This window comes from Blautia luti (assembly GCF_033096465.1).
Classification (GTDB): Bacteria; Bacillota; Clostridia; order Lachnospirales; family Lachnospiraceae; genus Blautia_A; species Blautia_A luti.
In genome coordinates, this window is record NZ_AP028156.1 from 2,954,459 (window position 1) to 2,976,723 (window position 22,265).

Genomic DNA, 22,265 nt, shown 5'->3' on the forward strand with positions numbered 1-22,265 from the left:
CCTTTATTTCCTCCAATCATTAAAATAGACCCGGAACTTCCGCAGTCCCGGCATCATAAGATAATGCCATTATATCTGTTCTGGCAGTAAAATTCAAGCAGTAACTCTGTTCCTGAAAATACCCGCCTCTGTATCAAAGAGACGGGTATTTTCAGGAATTTTATTTATCTGTTGTTATTATTTGTAAAGAGGTCCATAGTTCTTACAAGCTCTGAAATCTGCACCTTCTTTATCCATTCCAAATGCATTCCATGCTGCCGGACGGAAGATATCTTTCTCAGGTACATTGTGCATGCAAACCGGGATTCTCAGCATAGAGCACATTGTGATCAGATCTGCACCGATGTGTCCGTAGGAGATTGCACCGTGGTTAGCACCCCAGTTGTTCATAACATCGTATGCACTCTTGAATGCACCGTCTTTGCCATCGCATCTCGGAACGAACCATGTGCATGGCCATGTGTAGTCTGTACGTTTCCAAAGTGTATCAGATATATCTTCCGGAAGTTCTACTGTCCATCCTTCTGCGATCTGAAGAACCGGTCCAAGTCCTTTTACAAGGTTCAGACGGATCATTGTAGCAGGCATGGTAGCTCTTGTCTCAAATCTGGATGAGAATCCGCCTCCACGGAAGTATCCGTTATCAGCTGCATTCCATGTAGTAGCTTTCATGATGGCTTTCTGATCTTCTTCTGTTACATTCCACCATTCTTTCATGATGCCTTCGCCGTTTTCATCTTTCACAACACCGGAAGCGTCAAGGCAGCATGCACCGGAGTTGATCAGATGGATGATACCATCGTTCTCTTTTGCAACGCCTTCCAGGTCATATCCTGTAACACGTTTCACAGCATTTGCACTCCAGTATGTACGAACATCTGCGAACATCTGAGCACGTCCTGTAAGGAGTTTCATGAACAGCATTCCAAGGCCGTTGAGTACGTCGTTCTCTGTAGCCAGGATGTATGGCTCTCTTGCTCCGTTCCAGTCAAAGGAAGTATTCAGCATAGCTTCTGCGAAGTCACCGTTCGGATAGAAGTCTGTCCACTGTCTCTGTCCCTGGAAACCAGCTGCCAGAGCGTTATGTCCGATTGCTTCTTCGGAGAATTTAGGATCAAGCTTGTCGCATCCATTCATAAGTTCCTGGATGATAACAGCCATCTTAACTACGAATTCAAACTGCTCTTCTTTCTGCTCTTCTGTCATCTGCAGTTCAGGTGGGTTCTTGTCGAAACCGATGGTGCAGTTCTCTTTTGCCCATTTCATAGCTTTATCGAATTCTTCATGATCATAGATGCCTTCTGTCATACGACGGATGATCTCAACCTCGTCAACAGATTCTACACGCATTCCCAGATAGGATTCGATGAAATCAGGATCAATGATAGATCCACCAATACCCATAGTAACGGAACCGATCTGCAGCCAGGATTTGTTTCTCATGGTAGCTACTGCTACTGCTGCACGTCCGAATCTTAACATTTTCTCTTTTACATCTTCCGGCATCTCTGTGTCGTCAGCATCCAGAACTTCGTGTCCGTAGATACCGAATGCAGGCAGACCTTTCTGTGCATGTGTTGCCAGAACAGATGCAAGGTAAACAGCACCAGGTCTCTCTGTAGCATTGAAGCCCCATACAGCCTTGATCGTCTGAGGATCCATATCCATTGTCTCAGCACCATAGCACCAGCAAGGTGTAACTGTTACTGTGATATCAACGCCTTCATGTCTGAACTTGTCAGCACATGCAGCTGCTTCACCAACACGTCCGATGGTTGTGTCAGCGATGACAACTTTCACTGGTTCGCCGTTAGAATATCTTAAGTTTGCTTCATATAATTCCTTAACGGATTTCGCCATGTTCATGGTCTGCTCTTCCAGAGATCCACGAACATCTAATGCTCCTCTACGACCATCGATAGTAGGTCTGATTCCAATTACCGGATAGCTGCCGATTAATCTGCTCTTTGCCATAATAAAATACCTCCTGATAATATAATCTCCATGCAGGATTTCTCCTGCTATTCCCCAATAGCTTGTTACTGATATCTATTATATAATTGCATTTCTGAAATTACTTGTGTTATAATAGCAAAAAACAGTACAATATTCACTTTTTCTGTTTTAATCATAAAATTTCTGTAAATTTTTCAAAGGAGGATATTTTTTTGCATGATATAGACCGCAACGAAGACCGTCCAAGAGGCACTTATGAGTTTCCTTTTGAGTTTCACCATATTGGTCAGAACCATCCCAGATATGTCATGTCTTACCACTGGCATGTGGAATATGAGATCATTCGTATTCTGAAAGGTTCTCTTACCGTCACTTTAGACGAAAAAAGTTTTACTGCCAATGAGAATGATGTTATTTTTGTACATAGTGGAATCCTTCATTCCGGAATTCCTGAGGATTGTGTTTATCAATGTATTGTTTTTGATATCAATACTTTTCTGAAAAACAATCCGGTCTGCGGGGAATATATTCAGAAGATCCTTCACCAGGAAATGATGCTTTTTTCTCATTTTACAGCAGAACAGCCGGAAATCTTAAGCTGTGTTTCTTCTTTATTTCAGGCGATGTACAGCAAAAATCCAGGATATGAGCTGATTGTATTTGGACAATTTTACCACTTTTTCGGTCTGGTTTTTAGTAATCATTACTTTGTGGAAAATCCTACCAGGGCCCGTCGGGATTACAAGCGCATTCTGCAGTTGAAACAGGTTCTGGAATTCATCGAGAAGAATTATGCCAGCCCTCTCACCCTGCAGCAGCTGTCTGCCTCCGTTTCCATGTCCCCCAAATATTTCTGCAGATTTTTCTCAGAAATGACCCATCAAACTCCTATGGATTATCTAAACCGACAGCGTATTGAAGAAGCCTGTTACCAGCTTGCAGCTACAGACGACTCTATTACAGAGATTGCTTACCGCAATGGCTTTAATGATCTGAGCTACTTTATCCGGACTTTCCGAAAATACAAGGGGATCACCCCTGGGAAATATAAGCGAAGATAAAACGAAAACCGGAGCAGTCTCCTGCTTCAGGAGTGCCCCGGTTTTATGTAGCCGTTCTTCTGACTGTGTCCGTTTCAGAAGCTATGAGAAATACCTGAACGGTATTTTCTTTTGTAAAAGACCTGGTTCAAAAAAAGTTTTAGATATGATTTACAGATGATGTCTTTTGTTGTTCTCTGCTTTTCACAGCAACTGTATTTATTCTAACAGACCTGAATGCAGATTACAATGAAAATCGTTCCCGTTTATCCGGGGAATGTGGACAGCAGGCGACAGTATTTCACTGTGTATTGTTTATCTTCCTGAGAAATTTCTCCCCATATTTCGTATATTTATGTTCTCCTACACCGGATACTGTCAGCATTTCTTCTTTATCATGAGGTTTGATGATACACATATGTACCAGGGTTTTATCAGAAAATACAATATACGGCGGCACCTTCTCTTCTCTGGCAATTTCCATACGCAGCTGACGCAGCCTCTGAAACAGCGGTTCGTCCTCCTGGGAAAGTACACCGGAAGTTTTTGTCTTTGTTTTCTTTGATTCTTTCTCTGTTTTGGGTTTCTTTTTCTCTTCCCGTGCCATTTTCATGATCAGCACAGCATCCGGCTGCAACAATATTTCTGACTGGCCGGTCAGTTTCACCAATGTATATGCATCGTTGGAAAGGGACAGGTATCCTTTTTCCAGAAGATAATGAAAGATCTGGCGAAGACGGTAAATGGGGATTTCTCTGCAGCTTCCATAGCAGGGATTCTCCTCCATCTGGTACTGTCGTATCTTCGCAGTGCTGGCTCCCCGAAGAGTATCCAGGATCACCGTTACCCCATAGCGCTGATGGCAGGCTTTTACACACTGGATGATCTCCCCTGCTTCTTTTGACACATCTGTTTCCACAAACTCTGTCAGGCAGTTGCTGCAGTTTTCACAATAATTGGATCCATATTCTCCAAAATACCGCAGAATATAGTCTCTGAGACACTCATGGGTGAAACAGTAAAACGTCATCTTGCGCAGACGTTCTTCATCCCGCTCCTGAACCAGCGCACGGGTCACAGGATCCAGTTCCTGATTCTCCTGGTTATTCTCAATGAAGAACCGGTTGGTGATCACATCCTGACCACTGTACAGCAGAATACATCTGGATGGCTCCCCGTCACGTCCTGCACGCCCTGCTTCCTGATAATAGCTCTCCATATTCTTCGGCATATTATAGTGGATCACATACCGCACATCCGATTTATCAATTCCCATTCCAAATGCATTGGTAGCTACCATGATCCGGCATCTGTCATAAATGAAGTCGTCCTGATTGTTCCGGCGCTCTTCGTCTGATAACCCGGCATGGTATCTGGTGACAGAGAATCCCTCTTTTATCAGCTTTCCGCATACTTCTTCCACCAGCTTTCGGCTGATACAGTAGATGATCCCGCTTTCTTCTCTGTGCTCTGTCACATATTCACAAACATAACCGTATTTGTCTTTCGGCGTCTGCACTGAGAAAAACAGATTCTCCCTGTCGAATCCGGTTGTTGTCACAAAGGGATCCTGAAGTTTGAGAATATCTATGATATCATCTCTTACTTCTCTGGTAGCTGTAGCTGTAAATGCACTGACTACCGGGCGCCGTGGAAGTTTATCTATAAACTCCATGATCTTCAGATAGCTTGGACGGAAATCCTGTCCCCATTGAGATACACAATGTGCCTCATCTACAGCAACCATGGAAATGTCCACATGAAGGGCGAAATCCAGAAACTCTTCATTTAACAGGCGCTCCGGTGCTACATAGATGATCGGATAGCGCCCTGTTTTCGCCAGGTTCAGTACTTTATAATACTGGTTCACAGTCAGGGAACTGTTCAGATAAGCAGCCAGGATTCCTGCCTGGTTCAATGCACTTACCTGATCTTTCATAAGCGAAATTAAGGGAGAAATCACCAGTGTAATTCCTCCCATCATCAGTGCCGGAATCTGATAACATAAAGATTTGCCGGCTCCTGTGGGCATGATTCCCAGTACGTCTCTGCCTGAAAGAATCCCATCGATCACTTCTTCCTGGCCTTCTCTGAATGTATCGTATCCAAAATATTTTTTCAGTATTTGATTTTTCGTCAATTTTTCGGATGATCCTCTCTCTTTATTTCTGTCTCTACGCAGCTGCTGTGTAATTTAGCTGCTGTGTAATTTAGCTGCTGTGTAATTTAACAGTTGCGTCTCTTATAGTACCTCATTTAAAATAGATTGTCCATACTCTGCCAGACTGTGGTCCTCTTCACCGGTGCCGCCGCTGACTCCCAGACCTCCGACCACGGTATCTCCTATTTTCAGCGGAACACCGCCGCCGAAAATTACGATCTTTCCATCATCAAGTTTATCTGCACCGAAAAAGGTTCCTCCAGGCTGAGCCATTTTCCCAAATTCCATGGTAGACATTCTTACTGCTGCAGCTGTGTATGCTTTCTTCATAGCAGCATCAAAACTTACCAGAAATGCTCCATCCATTACATGAACTGCCACCGGATTTCCTTCTGCATTACATATAGAAATTACCGCGCGTTCTCCCCTGCGCAAAGCTTCCTGCTCGATTCTGTCAATGAGCTTTTTCGCAGTTTCCAATGTAATTCTGGTCTGCACTCCCATACGTCTTAAAACCTCCTGAATCACTGCTTCGTTCACGGCATTCAGCCCGATTCCGGCTGGTGCTGCTGGTGCTGCTGTTTCTGACTGTACCGGCGCTGTTGCCATTTCCGGCACTTTCCCGGAATTTCCACCTGCTGCAGGCTTCTGTGTATCTGTATGCAGTTCTTCTTTTTCTTCTGTGTATCTTGCCAGAAGGTACAGATAATCTGACAGACGGTTCAGATACTTCTTACTCTCTGTGTCTGCTCCGAATTTCACACTTACCTGTGCCAGGCACCGTTCCGCTCTTCTGGCAACTGCCCTTGTAATATCAATTTCTGCTGCCAGACTGCTTCTTCCTGTAAGTTTATGGGAAACAGGCTGCTTACAAAGTTCTTCCAGATGATCTGTCTCTGTTTCCAGAGCTGTCACCTGTTCTTCGCTTATCCTGCATTCCCGGTTATAAGGGTCCTCTACTCCCGCTGTGATCAGATCCAGATTCTTCTGTATTGTTTCCAGAAACTGAACCGTTTCCTGAGGATCATAAGAATTTACGAACCCAAACATACTGAGCATCAGACCAATGTGGCTGCTTAGTTCATCTACAGCACCGCCAAGCTGGATGCGGTCATCCGACTTGGAAATATTTCTGGTACGTGCCATGTCTGTAATTCCCTTGTCTCCTCTTTTTGTATAAATACTCATCTGCGGTTCATCTCCTGTTATCTGGTTTCAGCGGCAGTACAGCACTACCTGCATTTACTACGTTTCATCCTGCTCAGATATAAAAGGTCCGGCTGTTTCCGGCCAGACCTTTCTGTTTTAGAATGACCATAATTTCTTATAGATCTTCACAATATCTTCTTTGGTAGGAACTCTCGGGTTCGCTGCTGTGCATGCATCTGCCAGAGCTGCATCTGCCATCTTGTCAATAGCTCCGAAATATGCATCTGGTGTAACTGTACCAAGTTCCTCGATGGTCAGCGGAATGTTCATTTCCTTCTGCATAAACTGAATCCAGTTTACCAGGGAGCGCACTGTCATGACCTTATTATAATTATTCAATCCAAGGATATGTGCAATGCTGGCATATCTGTCTACAGCCGGAAGATAGGTTTCCTGGCTCTTACTGTGTTTGTTGATATCTGAATTGAATTCTACAATATGCGGAAGAAGCATGGCATTGGCTCTTCCATGAGGAATATGGAACATTGCGCCAAGCTGATGCGCCATACTGTGTGTGATTCCCAGTCCTGCTGTATTAAAGGAAAGTCCTGCCAGACAGGAGGCTACATGCATCTTCTGACGTGCATGCATATCACTTCCATCCAGATATGCTCTCAACAGAAATTCGCCGCAGATCTCTACCGCTTTCTCCGCAAGTGCTGCTGAAAATTCATTGTGGTTTATGCTCACATAAGATTCCAGTGCATGTGTAAAAACATCCATTCCTGTATCTGCTGTGATCGCAGGTGGAACACTTTTTACAAGTTCTGCATCCAGGATCGCTTCATCTGCAGTCAGGCTGTCAGAAATCAGCGGATATTTTATATGCGCATTGGTATCATTTACAACCGCAAAGGAAGTAACCTCTGATCCTGTTCCGCTGGTAGTAGGAATCGCGATCAGGCCTACCTTGCCGTAATTATTGATCTTCAAGGCAAACTCACGGATTGCTTTGGAAGAGTCAATGGCTGAACCGCCGCCTACTGCAATAACTGCCTCCGGCTGATACTGCAGGAATTTTTTTACACCTTCTGCAATCTTATCTATGGGAGCATCCGGAACTACATCATGGAAAATATCATACTCGATCCCTCCACTGCTTAAAGGCTTTGTGATTAGATCGATCATACTGCTCTGCACCACAAACGGATCGGTGATGACAAGTACCCTTTTATATGGTATTTCTTTCAGTCTGTCCAGGGCATTACTGCCGAAATGGATTGCTGTTTTCATTTCAAAAGTCTTCATATTACAATACCCCTTTTCTCCGGTATCAGACAGGATATCTGCACTCTACACCTAATTTTTCAAAGTATATCCTCCACCTGTCCGCAGGCTTTGTATCTGTTACAACTATATCTACATCCTTCAGGCTACCTGCAACAGAAAACGCAGTCTGGTCAAATTTTGAACTGTCCACAACCAGGATCTTCTCATGACCGGAACTCATCATGGCTCTTTTCGTGGAACCGAAAGATTCCTGTGATTCCATAATCCCCCACTCACGATCCAGCGCCTTGCAGGAAAAGATCACTTTATCTACATAGTAGGAGCGGATGGATTCGTCTGTCTTGGATCCAAGGAAAGCCAGATAGCCTTCTTTCATCACTCCTCCTGTGGAAATAATATTCCAGCCGGACACATCTGAAAGTTCCAGCAGGATCTCCATGGAATTCGTGATCACTGTCAGACGTTCTTTCTCTTTCAGTGCCTTCGCCACAAATACTGCTGTTGTGCTGGCATCCAGGAAAATATGATCCCCATCATTTACAAGAGAAGCAGCAATTTCCGCCATTCTCTGCTTTCCTGAAACGTTCTGGTTCTTGCGGACATTAAAAGGTAAATCAATGCTTATATCCTCATTAATCACAGCACCGCCATAGCTCTTTATCGCAAGTCCTTCCTTTTCAAGTTTGTCCAGATCGCGGCGTATGGTCTCTTCAGAGACATTATAAAGCTGGCTCAGTTCGCTGACTACCACCCGCTTATCTGCCTGTAATTTTTCGAGAATCAGATTTCTTCTCTCCAGTGCAAGCATTGTTTCTGCCTCCTTTTCTGAGGAAATATTTTTATGGAATGTCAGGGTCAAAAAATTTTCGACCCTGGATATTACAGAATACTGTCGATCATTCTTCTGTCAGGATGTGCGATAACGGAAGAATCCAGATACATACCTTTGGCAGATACCAGTTCTTTCGCTCTCTCAATAGAAGCTTCTACTGCGGAAACCTCTCCTGTTATCATCATATAGGATTTTCCGCACATACCTTTGGCAATACGAAGTTCGATCAGGTCAACAATAGCAGTCTTGGCTGCCTGGTCTGCTGCCTCAATGATTGAAGCTGCATCATAAGTTTCCAGAATTCCCAGTGCACTGACATCTTCCACCTGTGTGGTTCCGTAGATAGCCGGGAAAATAGATTCATGAGGATTGCCCAGCACAAAGCTGTCGATGCATTTCTCCTCATATGTAGTTACAGCAGCATCAACAGCTGCTTTCACCGCACTTAAGTCACCGGTAATAATTGCAATATATTTACCAGGACATACGGTCTGTGCCTCGACGATCTCTACCTCAGATGTTTTTACCATAGCATCTGCTGCAGTAACGCCTGTAGCTGTGGTCTTAAATTCAATCATTCCGATTGCTTTACTCATTTTGTGCACGTCCTTTCTACTTTACTGCAATAATGATGTAACGGTCAGTTATTTCAGTGACTTTACCGCTGACAGAGGCGTGGATTCCCACACTTAAGCCCTGTGCAGGCTGTGCGATCATCTGTCCTCTTGTTACCTGATCACCAGCTTTGACAACTGCCTGGGCAGGTGCACCAATATGCTGGCTCAGTAATATTTTTACTTTCTTAACCTGTACAAGTTCCTCATTCAGTGGAGCATCTTTGTCATACTTTGTAAGTCCGAGACGTGCCATCAGACGCTCTTCAGGAACTTTACGGTATTCTCTGGATTCCTGTACCGGTTTCGGCTGTACGCCCTGTGGAGGACGGATGCCAGCCTTTCTCAGGCCGCCTTTCATATCTGCCAGAAGGCTTCTCGGAGCCAGACTCTGCGGACATGAATACATTTCGCACACACCGCAGGAGCTGCAGAATGAGGCATCCAGATATGGATTCAGGTCTCTGAAATCATGATTGGAAGCGGCTCTCATAAACTTCGCTGGATCAATCGGATGTCCCAGATTATGACGTGGGCATAAATCTGTACAGGTATTGCACTGACAGCAGATAGATGCTGCACGTTTCAGATCTATAGAAGAAGTCCGCTGCTTCTTCGCTACAATAAGATGGTCTTTTGGTAAAACCAAAATCGCATTTGTTGTCTTTGTTACAGGATCAGATCCATTTCCAATGCGTCCCATCATCGGTCCGCCAACGAAATAAACAGGATCCTTCACTGTTACAGTACCTGCCTGTGCCACAACTTCCTCCAGTGTACATCCAAGAGGAACTTTCACTGTTACAGGGTCACTGACTTCTGCAACAACAGATACATATTTGTCTGTAACCGGCTGTTTCTCTTCTACAGCACGATATACATTATAAACAGTTTCAACATTGAATACGGCTACTCCCTGCTCAATAGGCAGTCCTCCCGGCCGTACTACACGTCCGGTTGCCTCATAAATGAGTACAACCTCATCTCCCATAGGATATACTTCATCCAGAAGATGGAGTCTCATTCCCGGGAATTCTTCGATGTGCTGATTTAACGCACGAATTGTCTGTACATAAGATTTCTTGATTCCAATGATAGCTTCAGAAGCACCTACCGTCTCCTGGATCATATGGAATGTTTTCATAATTTCGTATGCGTGTTTCTCCAATAACTGTCTGTGTAATTTCAGTAATGGTTCACACTCCGCACAGTTCATAAGAATGGTATTGGCCTTGTCTGTGAGCTTCATATAAGTAGGAAATCCCGCTCCACCGGCACCAACTACACCATTCTGCTGTATAATATCTTGTAATTCTTTGATTTCCATGGCGTTACTCCAATCCTGCACCGTCATCAATGATACCAACGATCGCCGCATCCACCGGTGCTGTTTCTACGCCGCAGCCAATTCTCGCTGCGCTTCCCTGTGCCACCAATACATATTCGCCGATTCCCGCACCGATCATATCGATCGCCACGATCTGGCTGAGGTCACCTTTCATATGATGCACCGGCTCGATAATCATAAACTTGCTTCCTATCAGTTTTTCACATTTCCGTGTGGAAACCACACTTCCTACTACTTTGCCTACAATCATATGAGCCTCCGGTATTTTTATACTTCCATTGCCGGCGGGATTTCCCGCCGGCAAACAGAAAATATAATTATTTAATTATTGTAACAGTATTGCCTGTGGCAATTCTCGCTGCATTTGCTTCGTCTGTATCAATGTGCATTTCCAGTGTGAAACTGTCATCCACACGGATCTTGACCTGATTGAAGATCGTTCCTCTCTCATTGTCAGCCTTCACTGATACGATATCGCCGTCTTTCACACCAGCAGCCTGTGCATCTTTCGGGGACATATGAATATGGCGCATTGCCACGATACATCCTTCTTTCAGATATACGGCACCTTTCGGACCTACGATCGCGATAGGGGCACTTCCGGCAATATCTCCGGACTCCCTCACCGGAACATTCATTCCAAGCTTGATGGCATCTGTCGCAGATACCTCTACCTGTGAAGCTTTACGCACAGGTCCGAGAATTCTTACATTCTCGATGGCACGAAGCTTCAGGCCTACAATAGTCACAGTTTCGTTGGAAGCGAACTGACCGCCCATCAGTGTTTTTTTCTTTGTAAGCTGATAGCCTGGTCCGAACAATGCTTCCACATGTTCCTGTGTCAGATGGATGTGTCTTGCAGAAACTCCAATGGGAACTACGAATCCATTGGTCCTTTTATCATTCTCGTTGATTGCCTGGATCACCATTCTGGTGATCAGTTCAATATTATTGGTTTCCAAGAATACACCTGCTTTCTGTCAGAAATCGCGGATCTGTTATTTTAATACAGGCAGGATTTTCTCTACATCTGTGTGTGGTCTCGGGATTACATGTGTAGCTACTAATTCGCCAAGTCTGGATGCTGCTGCACTTCCACTTTCTACTGCAGATTTAACAGCTCCTACGTCTCCACGAACCATAACTGTTACAAGTCCGGATCCGATCTTCTCTGTTCCTACTAATGATACGTTTGCAGCTTTGCACATCTGGTCTGCTGCTTCGATTGCTGCTGTAAGTCCTCTGGTTTCAACCATTCCTAATGCTTCCTGTGTCATAATTTTTTCCTCCTTATGAGATACTGTTTTCGTTATCTTTTCCTTTTTAGGCTCTGTTTCTTTTACTGTTTCAGCCGCCGTATCTGCTGGTTTCTCAGCAGCTTTGGCTCTGCTGCGTGTACCCCTGCGGGTCTTTCCTGTGGCAGTTGCCTTTTCGGGGGCTGTATTGTCTGCTTCCGGTTTCTTTGGTTCAGCCATTATTCATCCCCCTGTTTCTCTTTATTCTTCCAGCGGCTTGCACTTAATTCCACCATTCTGACTGTTTCTTCATGGGGACGGGCAATTACTGCATAACTTGCAGGTTTCTTGATGGCACCTGCCACAGCTGCATTCACAGCTTCTGTAACGGCAGATACATCACCTTCGACTATAATAGTAACCAGTCGTCCGCCCAGCTTACGTTCCCATGACGCCAGCTCAACGTCTGCTGTTTTGCACATGATGTCCAGTGCATCGATTGCTGCAACGACACCTGTGATCTCTATAAATCCGTATGATTTACTCATGAGCGAACTCCTTTAAATACTTTTGTTCCGTGACTGGTCAGATGCTTGGAAGAATTTTTTCTACATCTGTATGAGGTCTCGGGATTACATGTGTAGCTACTAATTCGCCAAGTCTGGATGCTGCTGCACTTCCGCTTTCTACTGCAGCCTTAACAGCTCCTACATCTCCGCGAACCATAACTGTTACAAGTCCGGATCCGATCTTCTCTGTTCCTACCAGTGATACTTCAGCTGCCTTTGTCATTGCATCGGCTGCTTCGATCGCTGCTGTAAGTCCTCTGGTCTCAACCATTCCTAATGCTTCCTGTGCCATTTTTATTTCCTCCTGAATCTACATGAAATTATCTGATTTATATCTTAACTGATACCTGAAGGATATGCAACTGCTATTCCTTATCCAGGGCGCTGATCTTCAGCATTTTCTCCGTTCCTTCCTCAGGATTGGGGATTACATGATGCTGTACCACACCAGTCATTCTGTTTGCAACTTCCATGCCTGCCTCCACAGCTGCGGTAACATCAGTTACACTTCCTCTGAATTTAACACAGACAAGGAGTGGCACCGGCAGGCTGTCAGCATTGGCCGGTTTATTCTTATCGAATACTTCCAGGCGGACATTGGCTGCCTTGCATCCGGCATCGCCTGCTACAAAGGCTGTTGTCAGCCCGAATACCTCTAAAATTCCTACAGCTTCTGCCATTTCGTTTCTCCTTTATTGTCAGGCTTCGTAATTTACTGCCAGATTAATTATTTGTTTACAACCGCGATCTTAAGGCCTGTCATTGCCAGATTGGTCTGAAGAGCTTCATTGATCTGCTCTAACGGGAATTTGTCAGTGATCAGTTCTGACATCGGAAGTCCGATCGCTTTCGCTCTCTTAAGGAAATCAAAGGTTGTTACATAGTCTCTCAGAGTATAAACCCATGATCCAACCAGGTTGATTTCTTTAGAGCAGAGGTCAAAGTGCGGGTTAATGGTAGCATCTCCACCATTGATGAAGAATCCAAGCTCGCAGAGACCGCCGCCGTTGCGGATGAATTTATAAATATTTGCATGTGCTTTCGGGTTTCCTGTGCACTGGAATGCAAAATCTGCAAGGTGTCCGCCCTGAGCTTCTTTAACAGCTTCTGTCAGTGCTTCGATTCCTTTATAATTCATGAAGTTTACGCTTGTGTCTGCACCCATTTTCTTCGCAAACTCAAGACGTTTCTCATTGCCGTCTACTGCGCAGATATGTTCTACACCCATAGTACGGAGTACTGCGATACAGATCAGTCCGATCGGTCCGCATCCCTGTACTACTACTCTGCTGTTGAAACGAAGGATTCCTGTTGTTTTTGCTCTTTCTACTGCATGTACAAGTACTGCACACGGCTCGATAAGGATTCGGGAATCCAGATCCAGATCACTTACATTGAAGAATGTAGTTCCGAAGTTTCCGCCTCTGAGGAAGATATAGTCGGAGAACCATCCGTTGAGATGTACATCATCGTCCGGAAGAAGTCCGTATACATCAGCTCCGCCTACGTTCTTTTTGTTCAAGTCAAACATTGTGATCTCAGGATCATCTTTGAAGATCATACAGGTAACGACTTTATCGCCAATCTTTACAGGTTTTCCTGCTGTATCTACTTTAACATTCTTCCCCATTGCCACGATCTCACCGGTTCCTTCATGTCCAAGGGCTACCGGGATCAGGTTAAATGGATCTCTCTTAAATTCATGTGCATCTGTACCGCACACACCGCATCCTTCAACTTTAACAAGGATATCATCATCCCCGATCGGAGGAATTGGATATTCTTTGATGTCAAAATGCTCTTTCTCTGTTAATACAGCTACTCTGGCTGTCTTCGGGATTCCAGTTGATGCTGCCGGTGCTGCTGTCTGCGCCGGTGCGTTTCCTGTCATGCCGGAGAGAACCTGTTTCACGATCTCTTCAATATTTACATTATTCATGTCCATGTTCTTTCTCTCCTTAAATCAAATTGTCTATCGAATGCAGAGACTGTCTTCCATGATGCAGCGTCTTCTCTTGGTGAATGTGCTTGCGCAGGTAAGACCCTCGCCTGTACGGCTTGCAATTGTAAATGTGGCATATCCTTCTGATCCGAATCCAAGGGATGCATAGGACGGGCCGTTCTTTACTACGATGGCTGTATCAATTGCTTTCGCATAAGTCGTGATACGGTCTACATTCTTGGAATGGATATGTGCTGAATGACGGTTGCCATGTTCCAGCCATACAGCCTGCTCTACCGCATCGTCGAAATCTCTTGCTCTTACGATACCCAGGATCGGCATCATAAGTTCTGTTGTGATCAGAGGATGTTCCTTTGGTCCCTCGAAAATGATGCAGCGGATATTTGTCGGTGCATCTACACCGATCATGGAGAGAAGTGTTCTTGCATCACGGCCTACACATTTACGGTTCAGCTTGCCGCCTGCCAGAACTGTCTCTACCAGTTTATCCTGTTCTTCTTTGGAAGCAAGATAGCAGTCATTCTCTGTTAACATATAATGCATCAGTTCATCCATAATGGAAGAAACTGCAACGACTTCTTTCTCAGCAACACAAGGAAGGTTATTATCAAATGTACATCCGTTTACAATATCTCTTGCTGCTTTACGGATATCAGCTGTTTCATCAACCAGTGCCGGCGGGTTACCAGCTCCTGCACCGATTCCTCTCTTTCCTGAGGAAAGAACCGCTGTTACTACTCCAGGTCCGCCTGTTGCAACCAAAAGATGAATATCTTTATGTTTCATCATAATAGCGCTTGTATCCAGTGTAGGGTTCTCTACGCTGACAGCGATATTATCCGGGCCGCCCTGTTCCAGTGAAGCTTCATTTACAAGATTCACTGCAAAAAGGGATGTCTTAACTGCTGCCGGATGTGGATTGAATACAACTGTATTTCCGCCAGCCAGCATACCCATTGTATTACATAAGACTGTTTCACTTGGGTTTGTACAAGGTGTAATCGCACCGATTACACCGAAAGGTCCCATTTCAACAAGTGTAAGACCTCTGTCTCCTGACCATGCTGTTGTAGTGATTGCTTCTGTTCCAGGTGTTTTATCTGCAACAAGGTGATGTTTGAGGATCTTATCTCCTACATTACCCATCTTGGTTTCTTCTACACCCATACGGGCCATGATTTCTGCATTTTCTTTAATTTTCTTACGGATACAGGTAATAATTTTTTCTCTCTGGTCCATGGACATTTTATGTACAATCTCCTGAGACTTCTTCGCAGCCTCAATGGCATCGTTCATATCTTTAAATACGCCATGCTGTTTTCCTGCCGGAGTGTCTGCTATCTGCATTTTTGCCATAACCTGCTGTACAATTTCCTGTACCATATTCTCACTGATTGGCATGAGACTGTCCCCCTTTTAGATTATTTCAGTCCTAACTGAGCCATTACTTTCTTTGTGATCTCAGCTACAAGCTCTGCATCTGTCTGTGCTGCCGGAGCTGCTTCTTCCGGTTTGGAATCACCGCCTACGAAATCATACTGATATCCAGGGAATTTCTTGAATTCACCATCATGGCATGCACCGCCACAGTTATGGCAGTTATGACCATCTTTATTCAGGCAGAGATTTGCAGGATGTTTACCTGCCATACCGAATTTACGACGGATTTCATACAGTTTCTTGATGTTCTTCTCATCAAATTCCTTAGGTCCACCAAGAAGTTTGGTCTGATACAGAAGCTGTGCGTAGAATTCTACGGATTCCATCTTCATATAAGCTGCATTTAAGTCTGTGCTCCATGTAAGTGCTCCGTGGTTCTCAAGAAGAACTGCATCGAAGTATGGAAGATATTTCTCAAGGTTATCCGGAATTTCCATTGTGGAAGGTGTACCGTACTCAGCGATCGGAACACATCCAAGAGAAATAACTGCTTCCGGCATGATTGGCTGTGTAAGCGGAATGCCTGCGATTGCAAAAGATGTAGCATAGATTGGATGAGCATGTACAACAGAACCTACGTCCGGTCTCTTCTCATAAACTCTCATATGCATTTTGATCTCAGAAGATGGTTTGAATCCCGGGTTTGCCTGGATTACATTTCCTTCTCTGTCTACTTTACAGATAAACTCCGGTGTCATGAATCCTTTAGATACACCTGTAGGTGTGCAAAGGAACTCATTATCATTGAGTTTCACGGAAATATTTCCGTCGTTTGCTGCAACCATGTTACGGTTGTAGATTCGTTTTCCGATGTCGCAGATCTGTTTTTTGATTTCAAATTCGTTTACCATGCTCATTTTCCTCCTTAAGGCATTGGATTCGTTGACGTTTATGTTGTGATTGTATAATATTTTGTGCAAAAAGTCAATAGAATCCCGTTGTTTTATGTTGTATTTGTTGTGTTTTTTATGTTGTTTTTATTTGTTTTATTTTTGTTTATGATTTTTGACGTCCTGCTGATCCTGACAGGGAAATTCTCTGTCAGCCACCGATCTGACAATCCAGACCACTTACTGCGTGAACTGCTTTTTTCAGTGTTTCCATCTGTTCTTTCGAAGGGGGTTCCATATCTCCCATCAGATACGGTCTGCCCAGTCCTTCATACTTATCCTGTCCCAGTCTGTGATATGGCAGAAGATGGATCTTATCTACTCCCGGAAGTGTATCTGCGAATCTGGCAATTCCCTGGATCTCCTCCACAGTATCATTAAATGTGGGGATCACCGGAACCCTGATCACCAGCCGGGTCTGTCCTGACAGTGCCACCTTTCTGGCATTTTCCAGCATCAGCTCATTGGACCGTCCTGTAAACTCTTTATGTTTCTCTGTATTCGTATGTTTGATATCCATCAGATACGTATCAAGATAAGGAAGGATACTCTCAATCGTCTCCCATTTCACACATGCCATGCTCTCGATGGCTGTGGAAATCCCTCGCTCTTTCGCAGCCCGCAGAAGGGCTCCTGCAAATTCCGGCTGGCAGAGACATTCTCCTCCGGAAAGAGTCATTCCTCCTCCGGAGCGGTAATAATACGGTCTGTCTTTCTCCACTTCCTCGATCATCTCTCTGACTGTCACATCCCGTCCGATGATCTTATCCTCTCCAAGAACCTTCATGGTCTGGATCTGATATTCCTGAGATTCCGGATTACAGCACCATCTGCACCGCAGAACACATCCTTTCAGAAACACGATGGTACGTATTCCCGGACCGTCATGGATAGAATATTTCTGGACATCAAACACCCTGCCCTTTATATCCAAATAGTCCATGCGCTCACCTTTTCGCTTTCTGCTTCCTGTATCAGAAGCCCTGTTCTGTACGTCGGATGATATCATCCTGAAGGGAACGGGAAAGTGTAGTGAACAGTGCGCTGTATCCAGCAACACGGACTACCAGGTGTTTATATTTCTCCGGATGTTCCTGTGCATCCAGAAGTGTAGCACGATCCACTACATTAAACTGCATATGCATACCCTTCTGATCAAAATAGGAACGGATCAGAGCTACAAATTTCTCCAGTCCTTCTCTTCCGGATAATGCTGACGGATGGAACTTCTGGTTAAACAGGGTTCCATTGGATACGATAAAGTGATCCAGTCTGGATACGGAAGTAGCCGCTGCTGTAGGTCCCTTCACATCCTTGCCTGCTGACGGGGAAACACCGTCTGCCACAGGTGTATGTGCATATCTGCCGTCCGGTGTGGCGCCGGTCTGTCCGCCTAACGGTACATTGGCAGATACCGGATACAGGCCTGCCTGGAACTGTCCACCTCTTGGATTGTGGTAATTCTGAAGAGGTTTCGAATAGGTATACGCAACTTCCCTTGCGAAATAATCAACTTCCGGAATATCATTACCATATTTCGGAACTTCATCGATCATATCATGGATTTCTTTAAATCTCTGTGTCTTCTGCTCACCCGGTTTCATGCCGATAAATGTCTTCAAAAGGCCTTCCGCAGTAGAAGCATCCACTTCTCTGCCTGCTTTCTGCATGGCTTTCATGATCATTTCCGTCATGTCACTGGCAGACTGTACATCCAGCCCCTTATCATAATTCCATGCAAGAGCTTCCTTAAGTTCCTCCATGGAAACTTTCTTCTCCTCATAGACAAGCTTACGTATTGCGAAAAGTCCGTCTGCCATATTGGCGATTCCGAATCCCTGAGGACCGGTGAAATTGTAAACAGCTCCACCTTCCTGAACAGATTTTCCCTCTTTGAGGCAGTCATCTATCATACAGGAAAGGAATGGAAGCGGGCATCTCTCTGCATGAGCCACATCAATGGCATTGTCCGCATTGACAAGCAGGGAAATACAGTATTCCATCTGCTTCTTATAAGCATCAAAGAACTCATCAAAAGTCTTCATCTGAGCGACATCACCGGTAGGGATTCCAACCATCTCACCCTTATCCATACCATTGGAGAAAACAAGTTCCAGCGGTCTGCACATATTGAAAAATGCAGCATCATGCCATCCTTCTGTTTTACCTGCTTTCTGCGGTTCTACACAGCCAATGATATTGTAGTCCCTGGCATCTTCCAGAGATAAACCTCTGTTCTGTAATGCCGGAATGATCACCTCATCATTGTAGTATGCCGGAAGTCCGATTCCTGTTCTGGTAAGCTCTGCTGCCTTGATCAGGAATTCATGAGGCGAACCGTTCCATACTCTCACAGAAAGGGATGGTGCCGGAAGATGTACATGCATAGATGCCTGAATACACATAATAGAAAGATCGTTGGTCACATCTTCGCCTTCTTTATTCTGACCTCCTGCGATCAGGTTCTGGAAAAGGCTGTATCCTGCAAATCCCTCTGCTGATGCGGCATCGCGGCACTTATTCAGGTCATTGAATTTCACCCAGATGCAGTCCATCAGTTCCTGCGCAAACTCACGGGTAATGATTCCCTGTTCCATATCCTTCTTATAATAAGGATACATATACTGGTCAAAACGTCCCGGTGAAATAGAATGTCCGCTGGATTCCATCTGAATCAGCTGCTGCACGAACCAGAATGACTGACAGGCTTCATAAAAGCTCTGTGCACCTTTCGCCGGTACTCTGCTGCAGTTCGCAGATATAATAAGAAGTTCCTGTTTTCTCACCGGATCACTGGTCTGGTCTGCCATCTTCTGCGCAAGCTTCGCGTAACGGGCAGCATAATCCATAACAGCCTGACAGCTTAAGATCACCGCTTCCAGGAAATGGGATTTTCTTGCATAATCTCCATCCCCTACATTGCAGTGATCCAGTTCTGCCTGTGCCTTCCCCATAATTCCCTCGAATCCGATCTCCAGCACTTCCCAGTATTTTACAGTTACATGGCCTACGCCATTATAAAAGTAATTTCCCGGAGTAAAAATATTATGCTCAATAGCCCGGATCGCTTCCGGTGCCATATAAGAAGTGGCAAGTTCACTGGTGGTTTTGCCTTTCCAGTATTTATCTGCCTCTTTCAGTTCTGCCTTCGTTTTCTCTGCAATATCAAATGGGTCTGCTGTCCTGGTGGCTACTGTATCAAGTTCAGCTTCCAGCCATTCATAGGAAAACTCCGGAAATGTCTGACATCCCCTGGGTGCAATGGTACTGCTTCCCACGATCAGCTCATCATCACGGATAATGATGGGAATATTACGAAGAATATGTGCGAATGCCTTCGCCCTGCGGGTGATAATGGGCTCCCCTTCGGTTTCCTTATAAGATTCCGTAACCAGTCTGGCCCTGGCAGATTCGATCACAGGCATATGTGCATATAATGCGTCTACCAGTTTCTGGATCCTGGGAGATTTGGGAATATCTGATGTTTGAAATTTTTCCATGTTGCTCCTTTCTCATGGATCTGAACCCTCTTTTCAGGAGTTCTCCACCTGCTGCATACTGCTTCGGCGGCATAATTCCAATGCTGTAAAAATGCAATTATATTCCATGTTTTCATATGCTCTCATTATACTCCACCCAACTCTCAAGGTCAACAAGAAACAACATATTTCATCTGGTTTTAGTGTTGTTTTTTGTTTGGATTCTATTTTATAATTTGTTGTTTTTATTTTGAATTTTGATTGACATTCACTTTTTCATCTGCCATACTGTATTCAGAACCAAAAGAATTTTTATTACAATCAGGAGGCATTTTTATGTATCTTTCTGATATACACACCCACTCCATTGCCAGCGGCCACGGTACCAGCTGTACCATCTCCGATATGGCAAAGGAAGCCAGCAGAAAAGGGCTTAAACTTCTGGGCATTTCCGATCACGGTCCCGGAACCCTCGCTTCAGGAACTTCTTCCTATTTTAGGAGTCTCCCTTTCTGCCCCAGGAAGCGATTCGGGATTGAACTCTTTTACGGAGTAGAATTAAACATTCTTGATACAGAGGGACATATTGATCTTTCAGATGAACTGCTGAATAATCTGGATTACGCCATCATCAGCATGCACCGACAGAATTACAGATCCGGTTCTGTTTCGGAGAACACCCAGGCATATATTAATGCCATGAAACATCCGGCAGTCAAAGTTCTGGGGCATTGCGATGATTCCCATTTCCCGGTGGATTACGATGCTCTCGCCAGAGCAGCCCAGAATGAACACGTGATCTTTGAGATCAACGAAGCATCTCTGACCCCCGGCAGCTACAGAGGAGACACCCGGGCGAATGCCGCACAGATCCTGCACTGCGCTCTCCGCTATAAACTTCCTGTCATTCTTTCCAGTGACAGCCACGGCACCGGACATATCGGAGATTTCACAAACGCAGCAGAATTTGTCCACCAGTTTATGTTTCCCGAATCTCTCATTCTTAACAATCAGATCCCCAGGTTAAAAGTTTTTCTTCAGACACGCTGAGACAGGAGGCCTTACGGCAGCCTGCCTTTTTCTGTGCTGTTTTTCGCCCTTCCGGAAGCATTCTTTCCTGTTATGTTGTTTTTTTGGTTATTTTGGATAATTTTATTCCAAAAAAAGCCACATTTCAGTACATTTTAATTGACAAACCATGGCAAAGGACTTAAAATTATAGTTACAAAAAACAAGGTTTTTCTATTATCTAACCTTTTAATTATTCAATTTTATTACATTCTAACAGCAAGGAGGCATCTTATGAAGAAAATTATCAATGCACCGGAAAATTATGTAAATGATATGCTCAAAGGTATCTACGCAGCTCATTCAGATCAGGTTAAATATGCAGCTGACGATCTCCGCTGCTACTGCAGAGCAGAAAAGAAACCAGGTAAAGTAGCGATCATCACAGGCGGCGGTTCCGGGCATCTTCCACTGTTTCTGGGTTATGTAGGAGATGGAATGATCGATGGCTGCGGAGTAGGCGGTGTTTTCCAGTCTCCATCCCCTGAGCAGATCTATAATATTACGAAGGAAGTAGAAGCAGGTGCCGGTGTTTTATACCTGTACGGAAATTATACGGGAGATATCATGACCTTCGATATGGCTACTGACCTCTGCGATATGGATGACATTGAGTGCAAGAGCATTGTAGGTGCAGATGACGTTAACTCTCACAAAGATCCGGCTACACGCCGTGGAGTAGCAGGAATCTACTTTATGTTCAAGGCTGCCGGTGCCAGAGCTGACGAAGGCGGTACACTGGACGAAGTCCTTGCAGCAGCACAGCTTGCCAAAGATAACACACGTACTGTAGGTTTCGCTTTAACCCCTTGCATCATCCCTGAAGTAGGACATGCCAACTTCGAACTGAAAGAAAATGAAATGGCTATGGGTATGGGAATCCACGGGGAGCCAGGTGTATGGAACGGCCCTCTGAAAACATCCCATGAAATTGCAGAAGAATCCCTCAATACACTTCTGGGTGACATGCCGGTAGCTGAAGGCGAAGAAGTTTCCATCCTGATCAATGGTCTTGGTGCTACTTCTATAGAGGAATTGTACATCTTATTCAATGATGTTACACAGATCCTGAATTCCAAAGGAATCAAGATTTATAAGGCCATCGTAGGTGAATACGCAACATCCATGGAAATGGCCGGTGCTTCCATTTCTATCTGCAAAATGAACGATGAAATGAAGAAATATATGGACCATCCTGTAAATACTCCATTCATCTGCCAGAAATAAAAGC

General features: G+C 44.6%; 21 protein-coding genes. 3 read left to right on the plus strand and 18 right to left on the minus strand.

Annotation, left to right across the window (positions count from 1 at the left end; genetic code table 11):
- Positions 1–177: 177 nt before the first annotated feature.
- Positions 178–1,974: an L-fucose isomerase gene (locus tag R8695_RS13650; protein ID WP_118511052.1), complete on the minus strand. Its 1,797-nt coding sequence runs from the start codon at positions 1,972–1,974 to the stop codon at positions 178–180.
- Positions 1,975–2,168: 194 nt separating this feature from the next.
- Here R8695_RS13650 and R8695_RS13655 point away from each other — a divergent pair, with 194 nt between their 5' ends.
- Positions 2,169–3,017, plus strand: a complete 849-nt coding sequence (locus R8695_RS13655; RefSeq protein ID WP_118511054.1) for an AraC family transcriptional regulator — start codon at positions 2,169–2,171, stop codon at positions 3,015–3,017.
- A gap of 280 nt (positions 3,018–3,297) precedes the next feature.
- Here the strand turns inward: R8695_RS13655 and recQ are convergent, their stop codons facing one another.
- The 17 genes from recQ to R8695_RS13740 form a co-directional block, all read right to left on the minus strand.
- Positions 3,298–5,136 (minus strand): DNA helicase RecQ, encoded by a 1,839-nt coding sequence (gene recQ / locus R8695_RS13660; protein WP_118511056.1) that lies wholly within the window; start codon positions 5,134–5,136, stop codon positions 3,298–3,300.
- 102 nt (positions 5,137–5,238) lie between these two features.
- Entirely contained in the window at positions 5,239–6,345 is a 1,107-nt protein-coding gene (locus tag R8695_RS13665) for a cob(I)yrinic acid a,c-diamide adenosyltransferase (RefSeq protein WP_154779638.1), read from the minus strand.
- Positions 6,346–6,462: 117 nt separating this feature from the next.
- On the minus strand, positions 6,463–7,614 hold the full coding sequence (locus tag R8695_RS13670) for a 1-propanol dehydrogenase PduQ (protein ID WP_154779637.1): 1,152 nt from the start codon (positions 7,612–7,614) through the stop codon (positions 6,463–6,465).
- A 25-nt stretch (positions 7,615–7,639) separates the two neighbouring features.
- Entirely contained in the window at positions 7,640–8,404 is a 765-nt protein-coding gene (locus tag R8695_RS13675; RefSeq protein WP_118511062.1) for a DeoR/GlpR family DNA-binding transcription regulator, read from the minus strand.
- A gap of 71 nt (positions 8,405–8,475) precedes the next feature.
- On the minus strand, positions 8,476–9,024 hold the full coding sequence (locus tag R8695_RS13680; protein WP_118511064.1) for a BMC domain-containing protein: 549 nt from the start codon (positions 9,022–9,024) through the stop codon (positions 8,476–8,478).
- 16 nt (positions 9,025–9,040) lie between these two features.
- Positions 9,041–10,369 carry a 4Fe-4S dicluster domain-containing protein gene (locus R8695_RS13685; RefSeq protein ID WP_118511066.1) on the minus strand — a complete coding sequence of 443 codons (1,329 nt, stop codon included), beginning with the start codon at positions 10,367–10,369 and terminating at the stop codon, positions 9,041–9,043.
- A gap of 4 nt (positions 10,370–10,373) precedes the next feature.
- Entirely contained in the window at positions 10,374–10,640 is a 267-nt protein-coding gene (locus R8695_RS13690) for a EutN/CcmL family microcompartment protein (protein WP_118511068.1), read from the minus strand.
- Between the two features lie 67 nt (positions 10,641–10,707).
- Positions 10,708–11,319 carry a phosphate propanoyltransferase gene (gene pduL / locus R8695_RS13695; RefSeq protein ID WP_416385734.1) on the minus strand — a complete coding sequence of 204 codons (612 nt, stop codon included), beginning with the start codon at positions 11,317–11,319 and terminating at the stop codon, positions 10,708–10,710.
- 69 nt (positions 11,320–11,388) lie between these two features.
- Positions 11,389–11,667 (minus strand): BMC domain-containing protein, encoded by a 279-nt coding sequence (locus R8695_RS13700; protein ID WP_118511141.1) that lies wholly within the window; start codon positions 11,665–11,667, stop codon positions 11,389–11,391.
- Between the two features lie 197 nt (positions 11,668–11,864).
- Positions 11,865–12,173, minus strand: coding sequence for a BMC domain-containing protein (locus R8695_RS13705; RefSeq protein ID WP_118511072.1), 309 nt, complete (start codon positions 12,171–12,173; stop codon positions 11,865–11,867).
- A gap of 37 nt (positions 12,174–12,210) precedes the next feature.
- Positions 12,211–12,486, minus strand: a complete 276-nt coding sequence (locus R8695_RS13710) for a BMC domain-containing protein (RefSeq protein ID WP_117850752.1) — start codon at positions 12,484–12,486, stop codon at positions 12,211–12,213.
- A gap of 73 nt (positions 12,487–12,559) precedes the next feature.
- Positions 12,560–12,874 (minus strand): BMC domain-containing protein, encoded by a 315-nt coding sequence (locus R8695_RS13715; RefSeq protein ID WP_118511076.1) that lies wholly within the window; start codon positions 12,872–12,874, stop codon positions 12,560–12,562.
- A 47-nt stretch (positions 12,875–12,921) separates the two neighbouring features.
- A complete protein-coding gene (locus R8695_RS13720; protein ID WP_118511078.1) occupies positions 12,922–14,139 on the minus strand; it encodes a zinc-binding dehydrogenase in 1,218 nt (405 codons plus the stop codon).
- 27 nt (positions 14,140–14,166) lie between these two features.
- Positions 14,167–15,558: an aldehyde dehydrogenase family protein gene (locus R8695_RS13725; RefSeq protein WP_118511080.1), complete on the minus strand. Its 1,392-nt coding sequence runs from the start codon at positions 15,556–15,558 to the stop codon at positions 14,167–14,169.
- Between the two features lie 20 nt (positions 15,559–15,578).
- Positions 15,579–16,448 carry a class II aldolase/adducin family protein gene (locus R8695_RS13730; protein WP_118511082.1) on the minus strand — a complete coding sequence of 290 codons (870 nt, stop codon included), beginning with the start codon at positions 16,446–16,448 and terminating at the stop codon, positions 15,579–15,581.
- Positions 16,449–16,638: 190 nt separating this feature from the next.
- Positions 16,639–17,430, minus strand: coding sequence for a glycyl-radical enzyme activating protein (locus R8695_RS13735; protein ID WP_118511084.1), 792 nt, complete (start codon positions 17,428–17,430; stop codon positions 16,639–16,641).
- 31 nt (positions 17,431–17,461) lie between these two features.
- Complete coding sequence (locus tag R8695_RS13740; RefSeq protein WP_154779636.1) at positions 17,462–19,987, minus strand: glycyl radical protein; 2,526 nt, start codon at positions 19,985–19,987, stop codon at positions 17,462–17,464.
- A 315-nt stretch (positions 19,988–20,302) separates the two neighbouring features.
- Between R8695_RS13740 and R8695_RS13745 the strand changes: the two genes are divergently transcribed.
- Positions 20,303–21,016: a phosphatase gene (locus R8695_RS13745; protein ID WP_154779635.1), complete on the plus strand. Its 714-nt coding sequence runs from the start codon at positions 20,303–20,305 to the stop codon at positions 21,014–21,016.
- 252 nt (positions 21,017–21,268) lie between these two features.
- The gene (locus R8695_RS13750; protein ID WP_154779634.1) at positions 21,269–22,261 is read left to right on the plus strand and encodes a dihydroxyacetone kinase subunit DhaK; all 993 of its coding nucleotides are present in this window, start codon (positions 21,269–21,271) and stop codon (positions 22,259–22,261) included.
- Positions 22,262–22,265: the final 4 nt, after the last annotated feature.

Coding starts and splice junctions, on each gene's coding strand:
- R8695_RS13650 (WP_118511052.1), bottom strand. CDS start 1,974: ATGGCAAAGAGCAGATTAATCGGCAGCTATCCGGTAATTGGAATCAGA.
- R8695_RS13665 (WP_154779638.1), bottom strand. CDS start 6,345: ATGAGTATTTATACAAAAAGAGGAGACAAGGGAATTACAGACATGGCA.
- R8695_RS13670 (WP_154779637.1), bottom strand. CDS start 7,614: ATGAAGACTTTTGAAATGAAAACAGCAATCCATTTCGGCAGTAATGCC.
- R8695_RS13675 (WP_118511062.1), bottom strand. CDS start 8,404: ATGCTTGCACTGGAGAGAAGAAATCTGATTCTCGAAAAATTACAGGCA.
- R8695_RS13680 (WP_118511064.1), bottom strand. CDS start 9,024: ATGAGTAAAGCAATCGGAATGATTGAATTTAAGACCACAGCTACAGGC.
- R8695_RS13685 (WP_118511066.1), bottom strand. CDS start 10,369: ATGGAAATCAAAGAATTACAAGATATTATACAGCAGAATGGTGTAGTT.
- R8695_RS13690 (WP_118511068.1), bottom strand. CDS start 10,640: ATGATTGTAGGCAAAGTAGTAGGAAGTGTGGTTTCCACACGGAAATGT.
- pduL (WP_416385734.1), bottom strand. CDS start 11,319: ATGGTGATCCAGGCAATCAACGAGAATGATAAAAGGACCAATGGATTC.
- R8695_RS13700 (WP_118511141.1), bottom strand. CDS start 11,667: ATGACACAGGAAGCATTAGGAATGGTTGAAACCAGAGGACTTACAGCA.
- R8695_RS13705 (WP_118511072.1), bottom strand. CDS start 12,173: ATGAGTAAATCATACGGATTTATAGAGATCACAGGTGTCGTTGCAGCA.
- R8695_RS13710 (WP_117850752.1), bottom strand. CDS start 12,486: ATGGCACAGGAAGCATTAGGAATGGTTGAGACCAGAGGACTTACAGCA.
- R8695_RS13715 (WP_118511076.1), bottom strand. CDS start 12,874: ATGGCAGAAGCTGTAGGAATTTTAGAGGTATTCGGGCTGACAACAGCC.
- R8695_RS13720 (WP_118511078.1), bottom strand. CDS start 14,139: ATGGACATGAATAATGTAAATATTGAAGAGATCGTGAAACAGGTTCTC.
- R8695_RS13725 (WP_118511080.1), bottom strand. CDS start 15,558: ATGCCAATCAGTGAGAATATGGTACAGGAAATTGTACAGCAGGTTATG.
- R8695_RS13730 (WP_118511082.1), bottom strand. CDS start 16,448: ATGGTAAACGAATTTGAAATCAAAAAACAGATCTGCGACATCGGAAAA.
- R8695_RS13735 (WP_118511084.1), bottom strand. CDS start 17,430: ATGGACTATTTGGATATAAAGGGCAGGGTGTTTGATGTCCAGAAATAT.
- R8695_RS13740 (WP_154779636.1), bottom strand. CDS start 19,987: ATGGAAAAATTTCAAACATCAGATATTCCCAAATCTCCCAGGATCCAG.
- R8695_RS13745 (WP_154779635.1), top strand. CDS start 20,303: ATGTATCTTTCTGATATACACACCCACTCCATTGCCAGCGGCCACGGT.
- R8695_RS13750 (WP_154779634.1), top strand. CDS start 21,269: ATGAAGAAAATTATCAATGCACCGGAAAATTATGTAAATGATATGCTC.